This is a genomic window from Chryseobacterium sp. WX (assembly GCF_029542485.1).
GTDB classification, from domain to species: Bacteria; Bacteroidota; Bacteroidia; order Flavobacteriales; family Weeksellaceae; genus Chryseobacterium; species Chryseobacterium cucumeris.
This window is the reverse complement of the sequence record NZ_CP120710.1, coordinates 779,019-796,482: the sequence shown is the minus strand read 5'-3', so window position 1 is coordinate 796,482 and position 17,464 is coordinate 779,019. Positions and strand designations below refer to the sequence as shown.

Here is a 17,464-nt window from a genome sequence, read left to right as displayed (position 1 = left end):
TTAAATTTTGGCAGTTGGTAAGTCAGCATATTTTTCGACATCAAAATCCTGGAAAGCAATTTTCTTTTCAATTTTATAATGCTCTCTTCCCAGAATATCATTGATGATGTAGGAATTACGGTACGCAGCCATTCCCAGATCGGTAGAAATATAGCTGTGGGTATGAACTTCGGCATGAAGCACATAGATTTCGCCTCCGTTGTGGTCTATTGAATAATTCCTGTTGACATCAAACAATCCGCTGGAATCTCTTTTGATTCTATCCTGAATATTCTTCAAGAATGCAGGCTCGTGATAACGGTATCCTGTTCCCAGAATCATATAATCAGCCTCCTGATCATAAGGAATTTCCTGTTCCAGTTGGGTAAACTCAAGATTGATGAAATCCGGATTGCTGTTGTCTACTCTGTTCAGCTGGCTGTTAGGAATAATTGTAAGATTAGGATCCGCATTATCGATATTCAGATCATAAATAAAATCGTAGATATCATTGATCAGATCGTAATTGATTCCTTTAAACTGAGCCTGCTGCTTGCTTAAAATGGTTTTTCTTGCAGATTCGCTTCTGTTGTAGAAATAGTCTACATAATCAGGTGAAGTAAGCTCCAGTGTCAGCTTAGAATATTCCATAGGGAAAAATCTGTCCGGACGGGAATACCAACCCAGATGTGTTTCTTCGTTCCTGTTTTGAAGCAGGTCATAAAAAACTTCTGCTGAACTCTGTCCAGATCCGATAATGGCAATTTTCTTTCCTTGAGATAACAATTCCTCTTTTCTATACAGATAAGAACTGGTATGAATAACACGGGAATCATCCTTCGGAATGAAAGAAGGAATATGAGGTTGTGTTCCTGTTCCTAAAATCAATCTTTCCGTTTTAAAAATAGTCGTTTCTTTGGTTTTGGTATGAATAGTCGTTACATGATATAAACCGTCTTCATACGTAATATCCACTACCTGAGTAGAAAAACGGCATTGCGGAAGCTGTTCAATCACCCATTGGCAGTAACGGTTGTACTCTTTTCTCGGAATGAAAAAATCTTCTCTGATAAAAAACTTATACAGTCTTCCGGTTTCTTTCAGATAGTTTAAAAGGCTTAAAGGATTCGTCGGATCGGCCATTGATACGCAGTCGCATAAAAATGGTGTCTGCAGGGTTACATGGTCGATCATCAGTCCCGGATGCCAGTCGAAACCATCTCTCTGGTCCAGGAAAAGGGTTTTCAGTTCTGAAATCGGATTGGATAATGCGGCAAGTCCCAGATTGAAAGGGCCTATACCGATGCCTATTACATTGTATACGGCTTTGTTAGTCATTTTTTGTGATGTTTGTGGTGATTTGTACCTCTTTATTCTGTGGAAATTTTTCCCAGTACCATTCTCTGTAGCAGAAGTTCAGATTGGCTTTTTTATGAGGCATTTCAATTACTTTGTCTACTTTGAAGCCTACGTGGGCTTTATTCATCATAGACGCAAGCGAGTCTACAGATCCTTCGCCTACCATTTTTCCTACCTGTGGCTGTGCAAAAACATAATCCACCATAGACTGCGTGGATGGAGAGACAAATTTTTTCTTTGGATCGGTAGGTGCAATAAACTGGTGCGTTCCGTAGTCGGTAGGCAATACTTCGTAATAATCGCCTACAATATCTCTGCATGCCCAATAGATCTCGATATTACAGGAAGGCTCATCATTTCCGGCAATAATATAGCTATGGGCTTCATCACCTGGAAGCATCAGTCTGTAATAGGTTTCCAATTCGTCAATGGGCCAGTTCATCTGCCAGATTTTAACGGCGTGTTCACGGTTGAACCATTCATGAAGCATTTCAAGGTCGTTTTCAAGATCTATAGGACGCATACTCATCGTCACGTCTTCTTTCTGGAAGTACCTTTTAAAGAAAACCTCTGTTCCCTGCGGATTTATTAATTGATCCGAGAAGAAGTGTTTGTGAAGAAGGTTCGGAACTTTAGCATAAGCAATTGAAGAAGCATTTACACCTCCATCTACATCAGCAACCGCCGACTGAAGATTTGATTTTACAGCCCAATATCTTTGATTCAATGCATAATCCGTTAAAGATGATGGCTCAGACTCATGAAGATTTTCAAATTCCCTGTACAGAATATGGATTAATCTTCTTTCTTTAACAAGTCCCGTCTTACCTATTGAAGCAATCAGTGCACTCAGGTTGCTTACCAAAAGATGGTGAGAAACAATATCCAGCAGACGCTCATCTCTGATGAAAAGATCTTCCACTTCAGGATAATCTTTGATCAAAGATTCATATTTTCCTTTGAAGCTTTCTTTGATTAAATAACCTTGTCCGTCTCTCACATAAATAGATTGAGGAAGCAATTGATTATCCAATTGTACAAGCAGATTCTGCTGATGTACTTCCGGAGCCATTCCCAATTGATTGTACAACCAGTTTAAAGGCGAAAGCAACAGATTTATGTATTTTTCAAACCAGATAATGGCTGCTTTTTCTGCATCTACACCCAGTTGATTGGCTACATTTTTAAAGAAATGCGCCGTAAAATTGAATCCGTCTGTAGATTCATCCTGACAAAGCCTTGCTAACAGAATCACTTTATCTTCATTTGAAAAAGGATTTTCACGGAGCAGAATATTGAGACTGTCCATATTCTTCCCTTCATAATGAACGCTTAACGTGGATGGTTCCAGTAATAATTTAAAATTCGGAAAGTCATTTTCAAATGAAGCTTTTTCGTGCTGCCACCAGATAGCGGAAGCATAACCTCTGTTGAGATCTTTTAAGCTGTTTGTTCTTACAGATCCTGTCATTAAAACATGCAGAGAAAACTTCAACATCCAGCTGAAATCAGGATTATACACCGTTCTTATGGAAGATGTTGCATAAAAATCCTCACCCAATGGCCCGATGTGAATGATTTTCCCGGAACCGAGCATTTCAGGATATTCTTCTGTAGATAAAAGATATTGTGCCTCCCATGGATGGCATGGAACGATGTAAAAATCACTTGTGTTTTCAAAATCGTAGCTTTCCGGTAAAGAAGTCCATTTTTCGAAGATTTCTTTTGCTGAAATCCCCGGAAGAGATTTTTCTGTAATACAGTCTTTATGGATCAGGAAGTAATCCAGCTGAAATCCTTTCCCGAATTCAGGGCCGTATAACAACTGTTCTTCCTCAGAAAATCCCATTCTTGATTTGGTGAAAGGATGCAGATTGTGGCCTGCGGGAAGCATTTGCTCAGATTCAAGGAAAGAATAGGTCAACAACTGATCATCCTGCAGGCAGGCTTCTGTTGTCAGTTCCAGATTTCTTAAGCTGCTTTGAATTCTTTCCACAAAGTTTCTAAAACCCGTTTCGTTGGTAGTTTCAGAAAGTTCTTTGTAAACCAGTTCAGTAAGCTTTTGATCATTCACTTCAAAAACTTCTTGGTTTTGATGATCTACCGCCCACAAAACAGGTCCGTATTCATGAAAAAGAGTTTCGGAACGATAGGAAACCGGAGCAAATAAAAACAGTCCGCTTTTTTTCATTTCAAATCTCATAAACAATGAATAATCACTGTTCTGAAGAGCCTTTGCTGTAAGAAGATCATATTTCGGAACGCCCTGATAGAATTTTCCGTTTCCCAGTTCTCTCAGCATTCCGTTCAACAGAATTCTGAAAGTAATTTCCCGGGCTTTTTCTCCCGTTTTATTTTTCTGAATTAAAGTCTTTTCCATGTGCTTTGATTGTGGTGAGAATTTGATGAATGTCCTCCGTAGTCGTAATCGGGTTCAGGAAGGTAAACTTCAGATAGAAGTTCCCATCCACTTTTGTACTGGCTACAAGGATTTCTCCGCTATAGAACAATTTCATCTTGATGTATTGATTCAAGGCATTCAGATCACTGATTTCCGGATTTACATATCTGAAAACAAGAACACTCAAGTCGGAATCTGAAAGGAGTTCAAAATCAGCATCTTCAGAGATCATCGCTGCAGCATCTTTGGTAAGATCGATCACGGTATCTGTATATTCTGCCAATTGTTCTTTCCCCATCATTCTTAGGGTAAACCAAAGTTTTAACGCATCAAATCTTCTTGTACTCTGGGTAATGGATTTATTGATCTGTGCCGGAATTTCTTCTTCATCCATTTCCTTAGGATTCAGATAATCTGCGTGGTGTTTAAGAATCAACAGTTCTTTTTTGTTTTTCACAATAAAAGCACTGCTGCTGATCGGCTGGAAGAATGATTTGTGATAATCAATCGTTACAGAGTCGGCTCTTTCAATGCCATTGATAAGATCACGGTATTTTTCGCTTAATAATAAAGCACAACCGTAAGCGGCATCTACATGCATCCAGATGTTATAATGTTCTGCAATATTGGCGATATCATCCAGTGGATCAATGTTTCCAAAGTCTGTCGTTCCGGCTGTCGCTACGATTCCGATAGGAATATTTCCTAATTGCTCTTCCCTCTTAATGTATTTCTTTAAAAGAGAAATATCCATACGGAAACGGTCATCGGTCGGAACTTTAACAATACTTTTCTCACCCAATCCCATAATGGATGCATTTTTCAGATTGCTGAAGTGAGATTTATCGGAAACAAATATCCTGAAACGGCTTGCCTCCGCTGGCAGACCATCCATTTTAATATTGTGGTTATATCTTTTCTGAGAAAAACAGTCACGCATCATCACCAATCCCATTAGGTTGCTCTGTGATCCTCCTGCTGTGAAAACGCCATCGCTTTCGTTCGGATTATATCCGATCTGACCGGCAGTCCAGTCGATCAGTTTTCTTTCCATAAAGGTTCCTCCGGCACTCTGATCATAAGTATCCTGTGAAGAATTGATGGCACTTACAAGAATCTCTCCTGCCAATGCCGGGATTACTACAGGACAGTTAAGATGAGCTACATATTGTGGTAAGTGAAAAGCTGTGGCATGCTTTACATAAATATCATCTACTTCTGCCAGAAGCTCATTATAATTGGAAAGTTTCTGATTAAGATCAATCTGTTGTACCATTCCTTTCATTGTTTTGGCTTCTATACCACTGAAAGGCTTGTTGTTTCTGTGAAGAAATTCCTGAACCAGGTCTAAAGTACTATTGACAGCATTACGATAATGATCATAATTGTCAGGATGAAAAATATTCCCAAAATTCCCCGAAATGTGAGGTGAAGTGGTGCTTGCGAGCTCTTCTAGGGATATTAAATTGTTGTTCATAAAAGTTTTGTAATGTGATTTTTTAAATCTGTGAGTTGTTGTGGTTTTTTCGATATATGATTATATATATCTGATAGTCAGGTTTTTAAATTTTACATTTTTTATTATATTTTATTTGGTGATTACGTAATTATTACTAAATTTGAACCAGCTATTGTTATTTAGAATAATTAAAAACAAAGATAAAAATTATTACTTAACACCAAATTTTTTTTAATGAATTCTACAGAAATTTTAGATAAAGACTGTTTAACAGCTGTAAAACTGCTTCCTACGGTCATAGAAGTCACCTCTCAGGAAAGAAGAATGATAAAAGATGCTGCTCTGCATCTTCAGAAAAAGTATGACACTTATGAAAACCGTGATTTTATAAAGCATGTACATCAACTGGCCTCTTATTTTCTTCCGGAAAGGATTCTAAATATAGCAGCTGATTTTGCGAGTGACTTTTCTGAAAATCAGTATGGCGCGCTGGTTTTTACAGGATTGATGGATATAGATCAGGAGGAAATAGGTTCTACTCCACCCAACTGGCAATCGGCAGATTATTCAAAGTTTAATTTATATGGTTTTGCGTGTGCGCTTATTCATGGGGCACTTCCCTCAAAGCCTGTACAATATTATTCACAGCGTAAAGGCGGCGGATTGATCCATGCCATCATTCCTGATGAAAAAATGAAGGAAACGCAAACCGGATCAGGATCTTCTACAGATTTATATGTCCATACGGAAGACGCTTTTCTGAAACATCAGGCTGATTTTTTAAGCTTTATGTATGTGAGAAACGAAGAGCAGGTTCCTTCAACGCTATATTCCATCCGTTCTCATGAGTCTATCGGGGAAAAGTACAGAGCACTTTTTGATCCTATTTATAAAATTCCGAAAGACGCCAACCTGGAAACTGGAAACAGTGAAGAAGACACCCTGGATTCTGTGTTGTATGGGAATTATAGCCTTCCTTTCATGAGATTCGATGCTGCTGAACAGCTTTTCAATTCCAGCATCAGACAGTCTGATGAAGCGCAGAATACACTGCATGAATTCTGGGAAGAAGCCCGACATTTGATTTATTCAGGATTTACTCCTCAGGCTGGTGATGTTATTCTTGTTAATAATCACTTATGTGCTCATGGAAGATCGGCCTTCCGTGCGGGAATAAGAAATATTGATGGTGTAGAACAGCCATGTGAAAGAAGGATTATGCTTCGTATGATGAGCAAAGTAAGTCTTATTGATATGAGAGCACACACCCTTACGGAAGATCCGTTCTTTGTGATTGAGGAACATCTGGGGAAAAATTTTCAACATTTTTAATAGAATGCCTGGTTAGTTGGTATTTTTGAACATTCAATCAGTCGAAAACCTTTTTGGCATTGCTCAAAAAGGTTTTTTTTCTGGTTAGCCCTTTTAAAAGGTTAATAAAGTAAGTTTTGGCTAAAGCCAATGGATTTATTATCTATTTATTTAAACGGGCTAAAGCCCGTTCCTATTGAATATTGATTAGTTTTTATATCAATAGAAGCGGATTTTAGTCGAAACTTAAAAAAGGGTTCATTGTTTAAAAAATCTGTCAAACAAAGACAACTGTTCCGATAATGATCTGCTCCAGTATTCCGGAACGTGCCCGCCTAAAGATTCTGTGTAGAGATGCTGGATCTTCATTTCAGTCAGCTTTTTATGAAAATTCCTGTTCATATTAATCATTTGAGTGTCTTCTGTACCACAGTCGAAAATATATTGCTGATCTGCTGCGACCATCAGTTTTATTTTGTTGTCCGTAAGGAAATTCGGATTGATAGACTCCAATGGTCCCAGCACTTTATTCACCATATATTTCTGATATCCTTCCCCGAACGAATTGAAGTCTAGTGCTCCACATGAACTTCCAACGATTCCAAATGTCTTATTATACGTAACCCCGATGTTGGTAGCTCCATAGCCTCCCATACTCCATCCTAAAATCCCGCGGAATTTCTTCTCAGCTTTCACAGGATAGTTTTTATCAATAAATTCTACCAGTTCTTTTCCAATAAAAGTCTGATATTGCGAATCCTTAACAACCGGGCTGTCTACATACCAGGAACTGTAATTCCCATCCGGAAGCACATAGATTGTTTTCAATTGCTGAGCTTTTTTAACCAGATCAGGAATATCCTGCTTGATAATCCTGTCCGGATTTCCGCTGAAGCCGTGAAGAATATAAACGGACGGATATTTCGTATTACGCTGAAGATTGGGGGTAATAATTACTGTTTTGATTTTCTTATTCATTTTCGGACTGAAAACTTCCTGATGAATAATTTTTTGTGCGGATAACTGTACAAAGGCAGTCATTACAAATACAATGTTGATAAGCTTCTTCATGCTGAAATAAATTTTAATTAATGATAATCACTGGTATCGTATTTTTTAAAACATATTGTGTACCAATGCATCTTTGACAGAGCAAAATTGTAGCATAAAAAAGATAAAAGCTTCAACATATGTTGAGGCTTTTATCTTTTTATTTTGTTTTAATACCGTGGGATCCATGCAAAATGGTGATCATCAGTATTTCCAAAGCATTAATCCTGCCTGATAACCTGTTCCCAAGGTCCATATAAGAATATAATCTCCTTTTTTCAATGATTTTACTTCTTTTTGATATTGGTCTAAAGCTAAAAATGGACTGGATGCTCCGGTATACCCAAGCTCTTTAGAGTAAAAAGGAATTTTTTCCTCCGGCAGCTGAAAGTAATCGCGGATCATATTGATATTCCTGATAGAAAACTGTGAAAATAAAAACAAATCAATCTGCTCAAGGCTTATCTGATTGCGCTTTAAGAACAGAGGAATATTTTCCAGTGCAAAATTAACACTTCCCATGCCGTCAAAAATACGATCCCAGGTTGTCAGATCGCCATGATCATGACGTGAATTTCCTTTAGGTGGGTAGAGTACGGTATTACAAAAACTGCTGTCTGTATGATATAATACATCTAATAACCCTGAGGTGTTGTCTCCATCATTTTCTACGATGAAAGCAAAAGCAGAATCTGAAAGACAAAAAGCGGTAATCGGATTGTCAGGATCTAATATCCTTGAAAATTTTTCGGCACAAACTACCAAGGCTTTTGTTCCGGACCGGGTTCCTTTTAAATATTTTGATACCTGATCCAGCGCTATAAACGCTCCAATACAGTTGGCGTTCATATCATAACATAGGGTATTCGGTTTTCCGTTAAGCGCATGATGGATCTGGATGGCGTCACAGGGAATATGATGTTCGGGAGAACTGCTTACAAAAATAATAATATCTATATCGAGGATTGAAATATTACTTTCTTTAAGAACTCCTCTTGCAGCTTCAATTCCCATAGAAAGTGTAGTTTCAAAAGAATTCTCGGGAACAATAAAACGTTCTGCCCTGCCTAAGGCATTCTGGATTTTTTGCATTGAAATTTCCTGCCTTTCAAAGTGTTCAATAACGGCTGTATTATTTTCTACAAAATCAGGATGATAGAAATACGTGTGGTGTAAGTTCATGTTTGGTTAATATTTTAATTATATCTCTTATTTGTGATATAATGTAAATTTAACATAATATTAAAATATATCCCAGAAACATGAAATAAATCATTAATAACTGATTATTATAAATACGGGTAAAATTTAATGGTATTTATCTCCCTGAACTTCTTTTTTGATCCGACTGAGCTGTGTAGGTGTAATTCCCAGATAAGAAGCAATGTGATGCTGTTTTAATCTGTTATAAAGAGTGGTGTTTTCAAGCAACTGCAAATACCGTTTTTTAGCTGTTTCGTATTTGAGGGAAACTTCCAGAGGTTCTTTTTTAACTACCCAGTTTTTTTCCAGATAATACATATGAAAAAGAGCAAGGTCATGGTGTTTTTCAAGCAATCCCCGATAGGCTTTTGCAGGATATTGTATTACTGAGCAGTCTTCCAGTGCAACGATATTAAAATCGCTGGGTTCATTTTTTATAATAGCAGCTGTAGAAGCAACAAAGCTGTTTTCTTCAAAAAAGATTTTGTAAATGTTATTCCCCTGTTCATCTACTGTGTAATATCCTATAAGTCCTGACTTTAAAAAGTAATAATATCTGGCCATAGAACCGGATTCCAGCAGAAGATCGTTTTTGTGGTAGTATTCTTCTGTACAGATATCCAATAAATCTTTAATGGTTTCCTCAGATAAAGGATAATAGTGATTAATATGTTTTACAAATTCTGAATGCTTCATTTTGGTATTTGGAAAGTATAAAGGATTGTATTACACAATCATCTGTGAAACCCTGTGTAATCAGTGGTTACATACAATCTTTCTGTTTTGCAGAAAATTAATCCAATACTTTTTTCATCATCAGATCGGTCTGTTCTTCTTCCCCAAGCCTGAAAATATGCTTATCAAACTCAACGAATCCATTTTTTCTGTAAAATTGTAAAGCTCTCAGGTTTTTTTCCCAAACCCCAAGCCATAAGTATGATTTACCAAGCTGCTCAGCTGTTTCCAAAGCCTGGTTATAAAGAAGCTGGCCCACTTTTTTACCGTGATGGCTTTTCTTTACATAGATTCTTTCAATTTCAAGGGCGGTATCATCCTGAAGTTCGGTCTGTGCCTCTCCGGAATTGACTTTCAGATAGCCTACAGGATTGTCTTCTTCCCAGGCAATATAGAAAAATGAATCAGGATTATTCAACTCTGATTTTATTTTTTCTGTATTAAAACTTTCTTCCAGATACTTTTTCATGGCCTCTTCCGTATTATCTTCTGCAAAAGTTTCAGAAAACGTCTGTCTTCCTAAACTTTGTACAATTTCTACGTCTTCAGCCGAGGCTTTATTAATGATAATTGAACTCATAATGATAAGAATAAATGTTATGAAAAAAGAATTTTCTTAAATGCTTCGGAAGCCAGATGTACCTGTACACTCCAGTCGTCAGCAGCATCACTTCCTGCATCGTCAGAAATATATTTCAGACATAAAAACGGAATGTTTTCCTGTTGGGCAATCAATGCCAGTGGATAGGCTTCCATGTCTACAATATTGTAATCTGTCTCAGAGTGGTTCATTTCAAAACTGTCTCCGCTTCCACAGATTCCCTCTTTCAAAGTATCCATTTTAAGACCGTATTCCAATACAGGTGGTACTCCGGATAATGGTGTTTCATACAATTGAAACCCTAATCCTCTTACGTCCATGTCTCTCTGGATGAACTTTGTACAGCATACCACTTCTCCTTTGTGAAATCCTTTACTTCCTGCAGAACCTAAATTCACGATCAGTTTAGGTTTTCTTGTATGAATTTCTTTGGTTAATTCAATCGCTGCATTTACTTTTCCGATGCCGGTAATTAATTTGTTTTTATCGTCAAAAACGGTTCCTGCTTCGGAATCTAATGCAAAAACAAAAAGGGTATCATCTATTGAATAATGACTTTCGTTGTTAATTTTTATCATTGAGAAATCAGATTTATACAGCTATTGACACTGTATTACAAAGATACAACAGGTTTTCCTTTTTTTGCATTAAGAACGATAAATATTAAATAACATACAATAAACAGAAACAAAGGAATCTTGAATGCAAAATAATTAAACTTTTCTATGGGAGTTTGCACTATCCTGCCCATAATGGGTGAAAGCATCATCATAAAACTTAAAATTGTTATGAGTACTTTATTTTTCCATCTTATTAAGTATAGCACCTAAAAGCCCTAATATAGCAAAAATTTGCTCTATATTCCAGAAATCAAAAGCAGTAAATAGAAGCCAAAAAATAAATGGTAATCCTATCATTTGTCCCATTAAGATAATGAACAGGTAAGAAATAATTGAGGTATATCTAAAAATGTTAATGTTCATTTTCTTAAATCTTAGCGGATTTCATTGAAGTCTTTCAAATATATAAATATTCAATTATATACCTAATTAAAAACCCCAAAATAAAACTATTTTGGGGTTCTCATATCTTAGATGCTGCATCCGTCTGCATCACAGGAAGCTCCGTTTTCACCGGAAAGATCCTTAAACGGGCTCACGGTTTCTTTATACGTCTGCTGAAGGGCATTTTCAAATACCTCTGCAGGCTGCGCACCGGAAACGGCATATTTACCATTCAAAACGAAGAAAGGAACTCCGGAAATTCCATTGTTTCTCGCCTCCTGAATATCCTGGTTGACTTCATAATCCAGTTGATCTGTTGTAACGGCCTGTCTTGCTTCTTCTTTATCAATTCCTAAACTTTCAGCAAGATCAACCAGAACTTCTATATCTCCCACGTTTTTACCATCAATAAAATGGGCAATAAATAATGCTTCTTCCATTTCATTGGATTTATTGTGTTTTTTAGCCAAATGAAGCAGTTTGTGGGCACTGAAGGTATTGGTGATCAAAGTTTTCCCAAAATTAAAATCAATTCCGGCTCCTTTTCCCATTTGAGTAACCTGCCCCAGCATCTGAGCAGCCTGAGGCTCAGCAACTCCTTTTTTCTCCCTGAAATATTGTATTGTATCCTGAGTTTTATTGGGGTCTAGAGTTGGATCCAGTTGAAAACTCTTCCACTCTACTTCTACTTCATCTTTAAAAGGAAGCTTATTCAAAGCCTGTTCAAAATTATTTTTTCCGATATAACAAAACGGACACATCACGTCCGACCAGATTTCTATTTTCATTGTCTTTAATTTTAATCAAGAAACTGTTTAAACTTATCAAAAAATATTCAATCTCTATTAAAACCGTTAAGAAGCATTTAAAAGATAAAGCGTAGTTAGATGAGTCATTCAGATTTTTAATCGTAAAGCGAAGCCCATCTTAATACTCTTAAACTCTTATTAAATCTTAATGGTTCAAAAATAAAAGCTTAATCAATTTCAAATTAATAGTACAAAGATACTGTATTTTATTTAATGTAACAAAAATTATTACAGTTTAATTCTGACAGGCGGAAAGTACCTGTCTGCGCTTCCCTACGATTCCTTTTAGAATCATCATTGCAAAGGCAAGAAGTCCAAAAACAAGGCCTATCCAGGGAATATACTCTACTCCTTTAGTAACGATTACCCATCCACCGATGGTAGTTCCCACCGTCACCCCCAGATTTCCGAATGAGGTAGCAAGGCTGTTGGCAAACTCCAGTGACTCCGGTGCTGAAGAAATCATATAAGTGGATGCATTCAAAAAGCTCGGTGAATAAAGGAATCCCCAGATTCCAATAACAGCAATCGTTGCCCATAGGTTTCCGTCAGAAAAATAGAGAAAAACAGGTACCACAATAGTTCCGGAAAGAAAAATAGCGGTGGTACCTGCCACATTTTTATTAAGCATTTTTCCGGCAACTCCATTGGCAAATACTCCGATAATTCCAAACAACAGAAGCATATAGCTTATCATTGAAGTATCCATTCCCTTGGCTTTGTTCAGATAATCTGCAAAATAACTGTAAGTAGAAAACCACGCAGTAATCATGAAAAAATTAGTCAGTGTACTCAGTACAAATGGAGGTTGCTTCAATATTCTGATCTGATTTCCATAAGATTTTTTCTCTTTCACAGGCATTGGAGGAAGCATAAAATAAACGACCATCAGAGCAATCAGACTCACCACAGTCTGTATCATAAATGAATATTGAAAGGCCCAAAGCCCGGCAATCCAGGTGGCAAACGGTACTGTTGTTACCATGGCAATGGCTACTCCATTAAAAACAATTCCCATTAATCCATTCTTTTTCCGGTCATCTGCCTGAGATACCGCCACAGATAATGCAGTCGCGATATATACCGGCTGAAGGAATGCAGGTAAAATTCTCACCAACATCAGCAGCCAGAAAGGAGGTGAAAAAGAAGATACAAATCCTGTAATCAGAAACATGAAAATCGCAGTAAGCATTATTTTCTTACGGTCAAAACCTGATGTCAGTAAAGTCATAAAAGGTCCTGTAAGCGCAATAATTAAAGCAAAAGCACTCAAGAGATACCCAGCCTTGTCTATGCTGATCTTATAATGTTCTGCAATCTGTGGAAGAATTCCGATCACCCCAAATTCTGTTGTAATAACCGCTATAAATCCCAGACATCCAATGTATGCATATTTCTTCATGATACTTATTCGCCGGATTTTAAGTTTTGATGGGCAAACTCAGCCATTTCATTCACTGCTGACTGTACTTCTTCCAGTAGTTCTCCCATATGCATAAATCCATGGACCATATCTTTGTAGAGGCTTGTTTTAAGCTTAATTCCCGCATTTTCCATATTGGCAGAAAGCTGTTTTCCATCATCCAGTAAAGGATCATGTTCTGCCAGAATAATTAAGGTAGGTGGTGTCTCTTTAAAATCTCTGATTAAAACAGGAATTGCCAGAGGATTATCTTTCTCATCTTCCGGAAGATATCCTGCCCATGCTTCTATCCCACCCTGTTTATTGAGAACCGGACCGTTTTCATAGGTTTCCCAGGTCTTAGAATTCAACTGATTATCAACTGCAGGATAAATCAATACCTGAAATTTCAGATGTTTTCCCAGCTGAGTAGAAACTGCCGTTGATAAAGCCGCTCCGGCACTGTCCCCTATGATTCCTACTTTATCAGTATCGATTCCTAAAGATTCTGCATTTTCAAATACCCATTTTACACCATCGATACAATCATTTAGACCAGCCGGAAAAGGATGTTCGGGAGCAAGACGGTAATCTATAAAAATAACTACAGCTCCTGTTTTATTAGCCAACTTGCGGACTACAGCATCATGGGTCTCATACCCACCGGCAATAAACCATCCTCCATGAATATAAATAATAGCTGGTGATTGTTGAACATCTCTTCCTTTAGGACGGTAAATACGGATAGGAATCTGATGATTTTCCTGTGGAATATGCAGCTCTTCAATCATGGTTACTGATTCTTTCTTCCCGCTAAGCTGAAGAGACATGGTTTCAAGAAATTTTCTTGCTCCGTCTAAAGAATCCTGAGGATTGAAGGGTTGTATACTTTCTAAATGATTTAAAATCTGTTTTATCTTAGGCGTTAATTGCATTTTTATTTTGATTTAAGTTGTTGCTACTGCGGAAAAACATGAGCGCTATTGTCCTTCCTCTTGCAGTTATTTTCTGTTTTGATGAGCAAAATTAAATCTCAAACCTTACATTTGCATTGTATACAGCTAAATGTATGGTACTAACAAATTTGTAAGTAATGGGCAAAATAAAAGAAAACTCAACGAATAATATCAACAAAAAGTATATTCAGGGATGTGATCTGAGCTATGCAGTATGCAAAATCGGAGGACGTTGGAAACTGATTATTTTAAATAAGTTAAAAGACGGAAAATTACGTTTCAGTGAACTTAGAAACTCTATTTCAGGAATAACGGAAAGAATGCTAACCCTTCAGCTGAGAGAACTTGAAAAAGAAAGTCTGGTAAAAAGAACTGTCCATGCTGAAGTTCCGCCAAGAGTAGATTATGAACTTACAGCTATTGCCAGAGAGTTGATTCCGATCTGGAAACAGCTTGATGAATGGGGAGGAAAACATAGGGAAATGATGCAGACCCAGGAAACAATTGAAGAGTAAAGATTAGAATCTGCAGATTTGAAAATAAAAGAAGCGTGATTTTATCAAGATAAAATCACGCTTCTTCAGCAAGTCAAAATATAAAAAATCACATCTCTGTGTTTGCTTTATTTACTCTTTTTGAAAACAATATATGAGCGATCAGAGCCAATACACCAAATACAGTTCCTACAAAGCATACACCTGTCCATTGAGCCTTTTGCCAGGCGATAGAAGCCAGCCAGGTTCCCAGTGATCCTCCGATAAAATAAGATACCATGTACACCGTATTCAGTCGGTTCACCGCATTGGATTTAATCAGGAAATAATTGGTCTGGTTCATAATATGGCTCGACTGTACTCCCAGATCAACAAGAATCACCCCTACAATTAATCCCCAATAGGTTTCTCCTGCAAAATAGGTAAAGCCCCAGCTTCCTATCACAATCAATAAAGAGTACAATATAATCCGGTTAATATCCAGATACTTTTGAAGTTTCCCCACCTTAGCTGCAGCTAAAGCTCCTACAGCTCCTGCTAATCCAAAGCTTCCCACTACAGACGATCCGGCATTAAAAGGAGGTTTCTCCATGTGAAAAACCAATGTGGTAAACAAAGCACACATCGACCCGAATGCCATAGCTCCACGGAATGATGCCAGTTGAAGAATCGGTTGTGTTTTGGCAAGTTGGACAACAGAACGCATCAGTTCCTTATAAGTTCCTTTAAAATTAGGAGACAGCTCCGGAAGCATTTTATAAACAGCTAACCAAACAAGAATCATCAGTCCGGCTGCAATTCCAAACATGGCTCTCCACCCCCAGACTTCTCCTACGATTCCACCTACAAAACGTGACAGAAGGATTCCGAGCAATAACCCGGACATAACCAACCCGATATTGGAGGATTTTTCTTTATCAGATGAAAGCTCAGCTGCAATAGGGACAAATAATTGCGGAATTACTGATGTAGCTCCAATCAGTAAACTGGCTGCATACAGCATCCACAACTGAGTAGCAAAAGTCATCCATAAAAGTGAACCAAAAACCAGACACAAATCAATTAAAATTAATTTCTTGCGGAAAAACTTATCTCCCAAAGGAACAATCAACAGCAATCCTAATGCATAGCCAATCTGTGTAAGGACAGAAATTTTACTCGCAGCACTTTCAGAAACCTGAAGTTCTTCAGAGATGAGTGCCAATAAAGGCTGATTATAATAATTGTTGGCGACTACAAGCCCGGAAATAACAGCCATAAGCCAGATGACAGTCCGGGAAATACCCTGGGAAGAACTCTCCTGCATTACATATAAAGTTTTTATTTGAATTGAAAGTCATCTGACAGCAGATCGTCAGATTTTAAGAGATCAAAGATAATCATTAAAAAAAGAAATTTCCTGGTCTCATCTTTTACATCTTTATGAATAATCCGTAATGTTGCGATAAGTAGAATAATCTCAGCATTCTGTATCTATGATTGTTTTTATTGATCATATATATCGATGAAAAACCTTTTGAATATTAGAAATATTAAAGAAATTTGCAACATGAGAATAATTCCACTTAAAGAAGGCAATTTTTCAACGAGTAAAACCAAAGATTTTACGCTTTTAACAGAAGAAAATTTTGATACCATCGGAGGAATCAAAATGTCTGTGCAGCCTTTTCTTATTATTACTGAAAATGATTATATCCTTTTGGATGCAGGAATTGGCTGGAAAAATGAGTCCGGAATAACGGTGGCTTCAGAAATTCTTAAAAAAGAAAATATTCGTCCTGAACAGATCACAAAGTTATTGCTTTCCCATCTCCATAAAGATCATATTGAAGGAGCTGTAAAGCTTACGGAAAATGGTTTTGAAGCTGCTTTTCCAAATGCTCAGATGTATATCCAGAAACGCGAACTGGATTTTGCAATGGAAAAGAAAGGAAATCCTTCTTTTGACTTTGATATCCTGGAAAAATTGATTCAACTTCCGAACATTATCTGGATGAATGAAAACCAGGGACAGATCACAAATGAAATTTCCTATGAAGTGGTAGGTGGGCACACTCCTTTTATGCAGGTTTTCTGGATCAGGGAAAATGATGAAACGGCTTTCTACGGAGCCGATGATCTTCCTCAGGCTTCTTATTTAAAATACCATTTGGCCTATAAAAGCGATTTCGATGGCAGAAAAGCAATGGAGCTAAGGCTTAAATGGGAAAAAGAAGCAAGAGAAAATAACTGGAAAATTCTTTTATATCATGATCTGGATAAAGCCATAGTAGAAGTATAAATGCAGAAAAAATGGTTTAAATTTCATTAAACCATTTATAAATATCAAATTCAGAAGGAATATTCAATTTTTTTCTGATTCTGTTTTTCCTGTTCTGTATTGCTTTTGGAGTCACAAAAATACAGGTTGCAATTTCTTTGGTGGTCATATTGAGCTTAAGGTAAATACAAAAGATCAGTTCAGAATTTTTAAGGGAAGGCTGTATATCAGATAACTTTTTAAAAAAATCGGGATAAACCAATCTGAATTTATTCAAGAGACGAGGAGAATTTGCTTTAGCCAATGCCATTATTTCGTCTTGTACAAGAATCTTTTGGGTTAAATCCTCTAAGTTAGTTTCAGGTTTTCTATTTTTCATAATACTTTTTCATCTCTTATTTCAGATACCACATCTCTTGTGTATCTGTACAAAGTCTTTTT

Annotated in this window: 16 protein-coding genes; 3 read left to right on the top strand and 13 right to left on the bottom strand. The window is 37.1% G+C overall.

Features of this window, described 5'->3' with window-relative positions; genetic code table 11:
- The 3 genes from PZ898_RS03560 to PZ898_RS03550 are packed head-to-tail and all read right to left on the bottom strand — an operon-like array spanning position 1 to position 5,216.
- A complete protein-coding gene (locus tag PZ898_RS03560) occupies positions 1-1,317 on the bottom strand; it encodes a SidA/IucD/PvdA family monooxygenase (RefSeq protein ID WP_277694807.1) in 1,317 nt (438 codons plus the stop codon).
- The gene (locus tag PZ898_RS03555; RefSeq protein WP_277694806.1) at positions 1,310-3,718 is read right to left on the bottom strand and encodes a GNAT family N-acetyltransferase; all 2,409 of its coding nucleotides are present in this window, start codon (positions 3,716-3,718) and stop codon (positions 1,310-1,312) included. The genes PZ898_RS03560 and PZ898_RS03555 overlap by 8 nt, the downstream gene beginning before the upstream one ends.
- Complete coding sequence (locus PZ898_RS03550; RefSeq protein ID WP_277694805.1) at positions 3,690-5,216, bottom strand: aspartate aminotransferase family protein; 1,527 nt, start codon at positions 5,214-5,216, stop codon at positions 3,690-3,692. The genes PZ898_RS03555 and PZ898_RS03550 overlap by 29 nt, the downstream gene beginning before the upstream one ends.
- A gap of 216 nt (positions 5,217-5,432) precedes the next feature.
- Between PZ898_RS03550 and PZ898_RS03545 the strand changes: the two genes are divergently transcribed.
- Positions 5,433-6,530 (top strand): TauD/TfdA family dioxygenase, encoded by a 1,098-nt coding sequence (locus tag PZ898_RS03545; protein WP_277694804.1) that lies wholly within the window; start codon positions 5,433-5,435, stop codon positions 6,528-6,530.
- Between the two features lie 237 nt (positions 6,531-6,767).
- On the opposite strand, the gene PZ898_RS03540 is transcribed toward PZ898_RS03545, so the two are convergent.
- The 8 genes from PZ898_RS03540 to PZ898_RS03505 all read right to left on the bottom strand — a co-directional run bounded on the left by PZ898_RS03540 (position 6,768) and on the right by PZ898_RS03505 (position 14,248).
- On the bottom strand, positions 6,768-7,580 hold the full coding sequence (locus PZ898_RS03540) for an alpha/beta hydrolase-fold protein (RefSeq protein ID WP_277694803.1): 813 nt from the start codon (positions 7,578-7,580) through the stop codon (positions 6,768-6,770).
- A gap of 183 nt (positions 7,581-7,763) precedes the next feature.
- Positions 7,764-8,741 carry a 3-oxoacyl-ACP synthase III family protein gene (locus tag PZ898_RS03535; protein ID WP_277694802.1) on the bottom strand — a complete coding sequence of 326 codons (978 nt, stop codon included), beginning with the start codon at positions 8,739-8,741 and terminating at the stop codon, positions 7,764-7,766.
- A gap of 126 nt (positions 8,742-8,867) precedes the next feature.
- The gene (locus PZ898_RS03530) at positions 8,868-9,458 is read right to left on the bottom strand and encodes a Crp/Fnr family transcriptional regulator (RefSeq protein WP_277694801.1); all 591 of its coding nucleotides are present in this window, start codon (positions 9,456-9,458) and stop codon (positions 8,868-8,870) included.
- A gap of 97 nt (positions 9,459-9,555) precedes the next feature.
- A complete protein-coding gene (locus PZ898_RS03525) occupies positions 9,556-10,077 on the bottom strand; it encodes a GNAT family N-acetyltransferase (RefSeq protein ID WP_277694800.1) in 522 nt (173 codons plus the stop codon).
- A 17-nt stretch (positions 10,078-10,094) separates the two neighbouring features.
- Positions 10,095-10,676: a nucleosidase gene (locus PZ898_RS03520; RefSeq protein WP_120231116.1), complete on the bottom strand. Its 582-nt coding sequence runs from the start codon at positions 10,674-10,676 to the stop codon at positions 10,095-10,097.
- Positions 10,677-11,188: 512 nt separating this feature from the next.
- Positions 11,189-11,890, bottom strand: coding sequence for a DsbA family oxidoreductase (locus PZ898_RS03515; protein WP_120231115.1), 702 nt, complete (start codon positions 11,888-11,890; stop codon positions 11,189-11,191).
- 256 nt (positions 11,891-12,146) lie between these two features.
- Positions 12,147-13,313, bottom strand: coding sequence for an MFS transporter (locus tag PZ898_RS03510; protein ID WP_277694799.1), 1,167 nt, complete (start codon positions 13,311-13,313; stop codon positions 12,147-12,149).
- Between the two features lie 5 nt (positions 13,314-13,318).
- Complete coding sequence (locus PZ898_RS03505; RefSeq protein ID WP_277694798.1) at positions 13,319-14,248, bottom strand: alpha/beta hydrolase; 930 nt, start codon at positions 14,246-14,248, stop codon at positions 13,319-13,321.
- Between the two features lie 158 nt (positions 14,249-14,406).
- Between PZ898_RS03505 and PZ898_RS03500 the strand changes: the two genes are divergently transcribed.
- Positions 14,407-14,784: a helix-turn-helix domain-containing protein gene (locus PZ898_RS03500; RefSeq protein ID WP_120231112.1), complete on the top strand. Its 378-nt coding sequence runs from the start codon at positions 14,407-14,409 to the stop codon at positions 14,782-14,784.
- An 88-nt stretch (positions 14,785-14,872) separates the two neighbouring features.
- Here the strand turns inward: PZ898_RS03500 and PZ898_RS03495 are convergent, their stop codons facing one another.
- Complete coding sequence (locus PZ898_RS03495; protein ID WP_123279726.1) at positions 14,873-16,069, bottom strand: MFS transporter; 1,197 nt, start codon at positions 16,067-16,069, stop codon at positions 14,873-14,875.
- A gap of 243 nt (positions 16,070-16,312) precedes the next feature.
- Here PZ898_RS03495 and PZ898_RS03490 point away from each other — a divergent pair, with 243 nt between their 5' ends.
- Positions 16,313-17,044, top strand: a complete 732-nt coding sequence (locus PZ898_RS03490) for an MBL fold metallo-hydrolase (protein ID WP_277694797.1) — start codon at positions 16,313-16,315, stop codon at positions 17,042-17,044.
- 16 nt (positions 17,045-17,060) lie between these two features.
- Here PZ898_RS03490 and PZ898_RS03485 read toward each other — a convergent pair whose 3' ends face one another.
- Entirely contained in the window at positions 17,061-17,402 is a 342-nt protein-coding gene (locus tag PZ898_RS03485) for a hypothetical protein (protein ID WP_062669594.1), read from the bottom strand.
- Positions 17,403-17,464 lie beyond the last annotated feature (62 nt).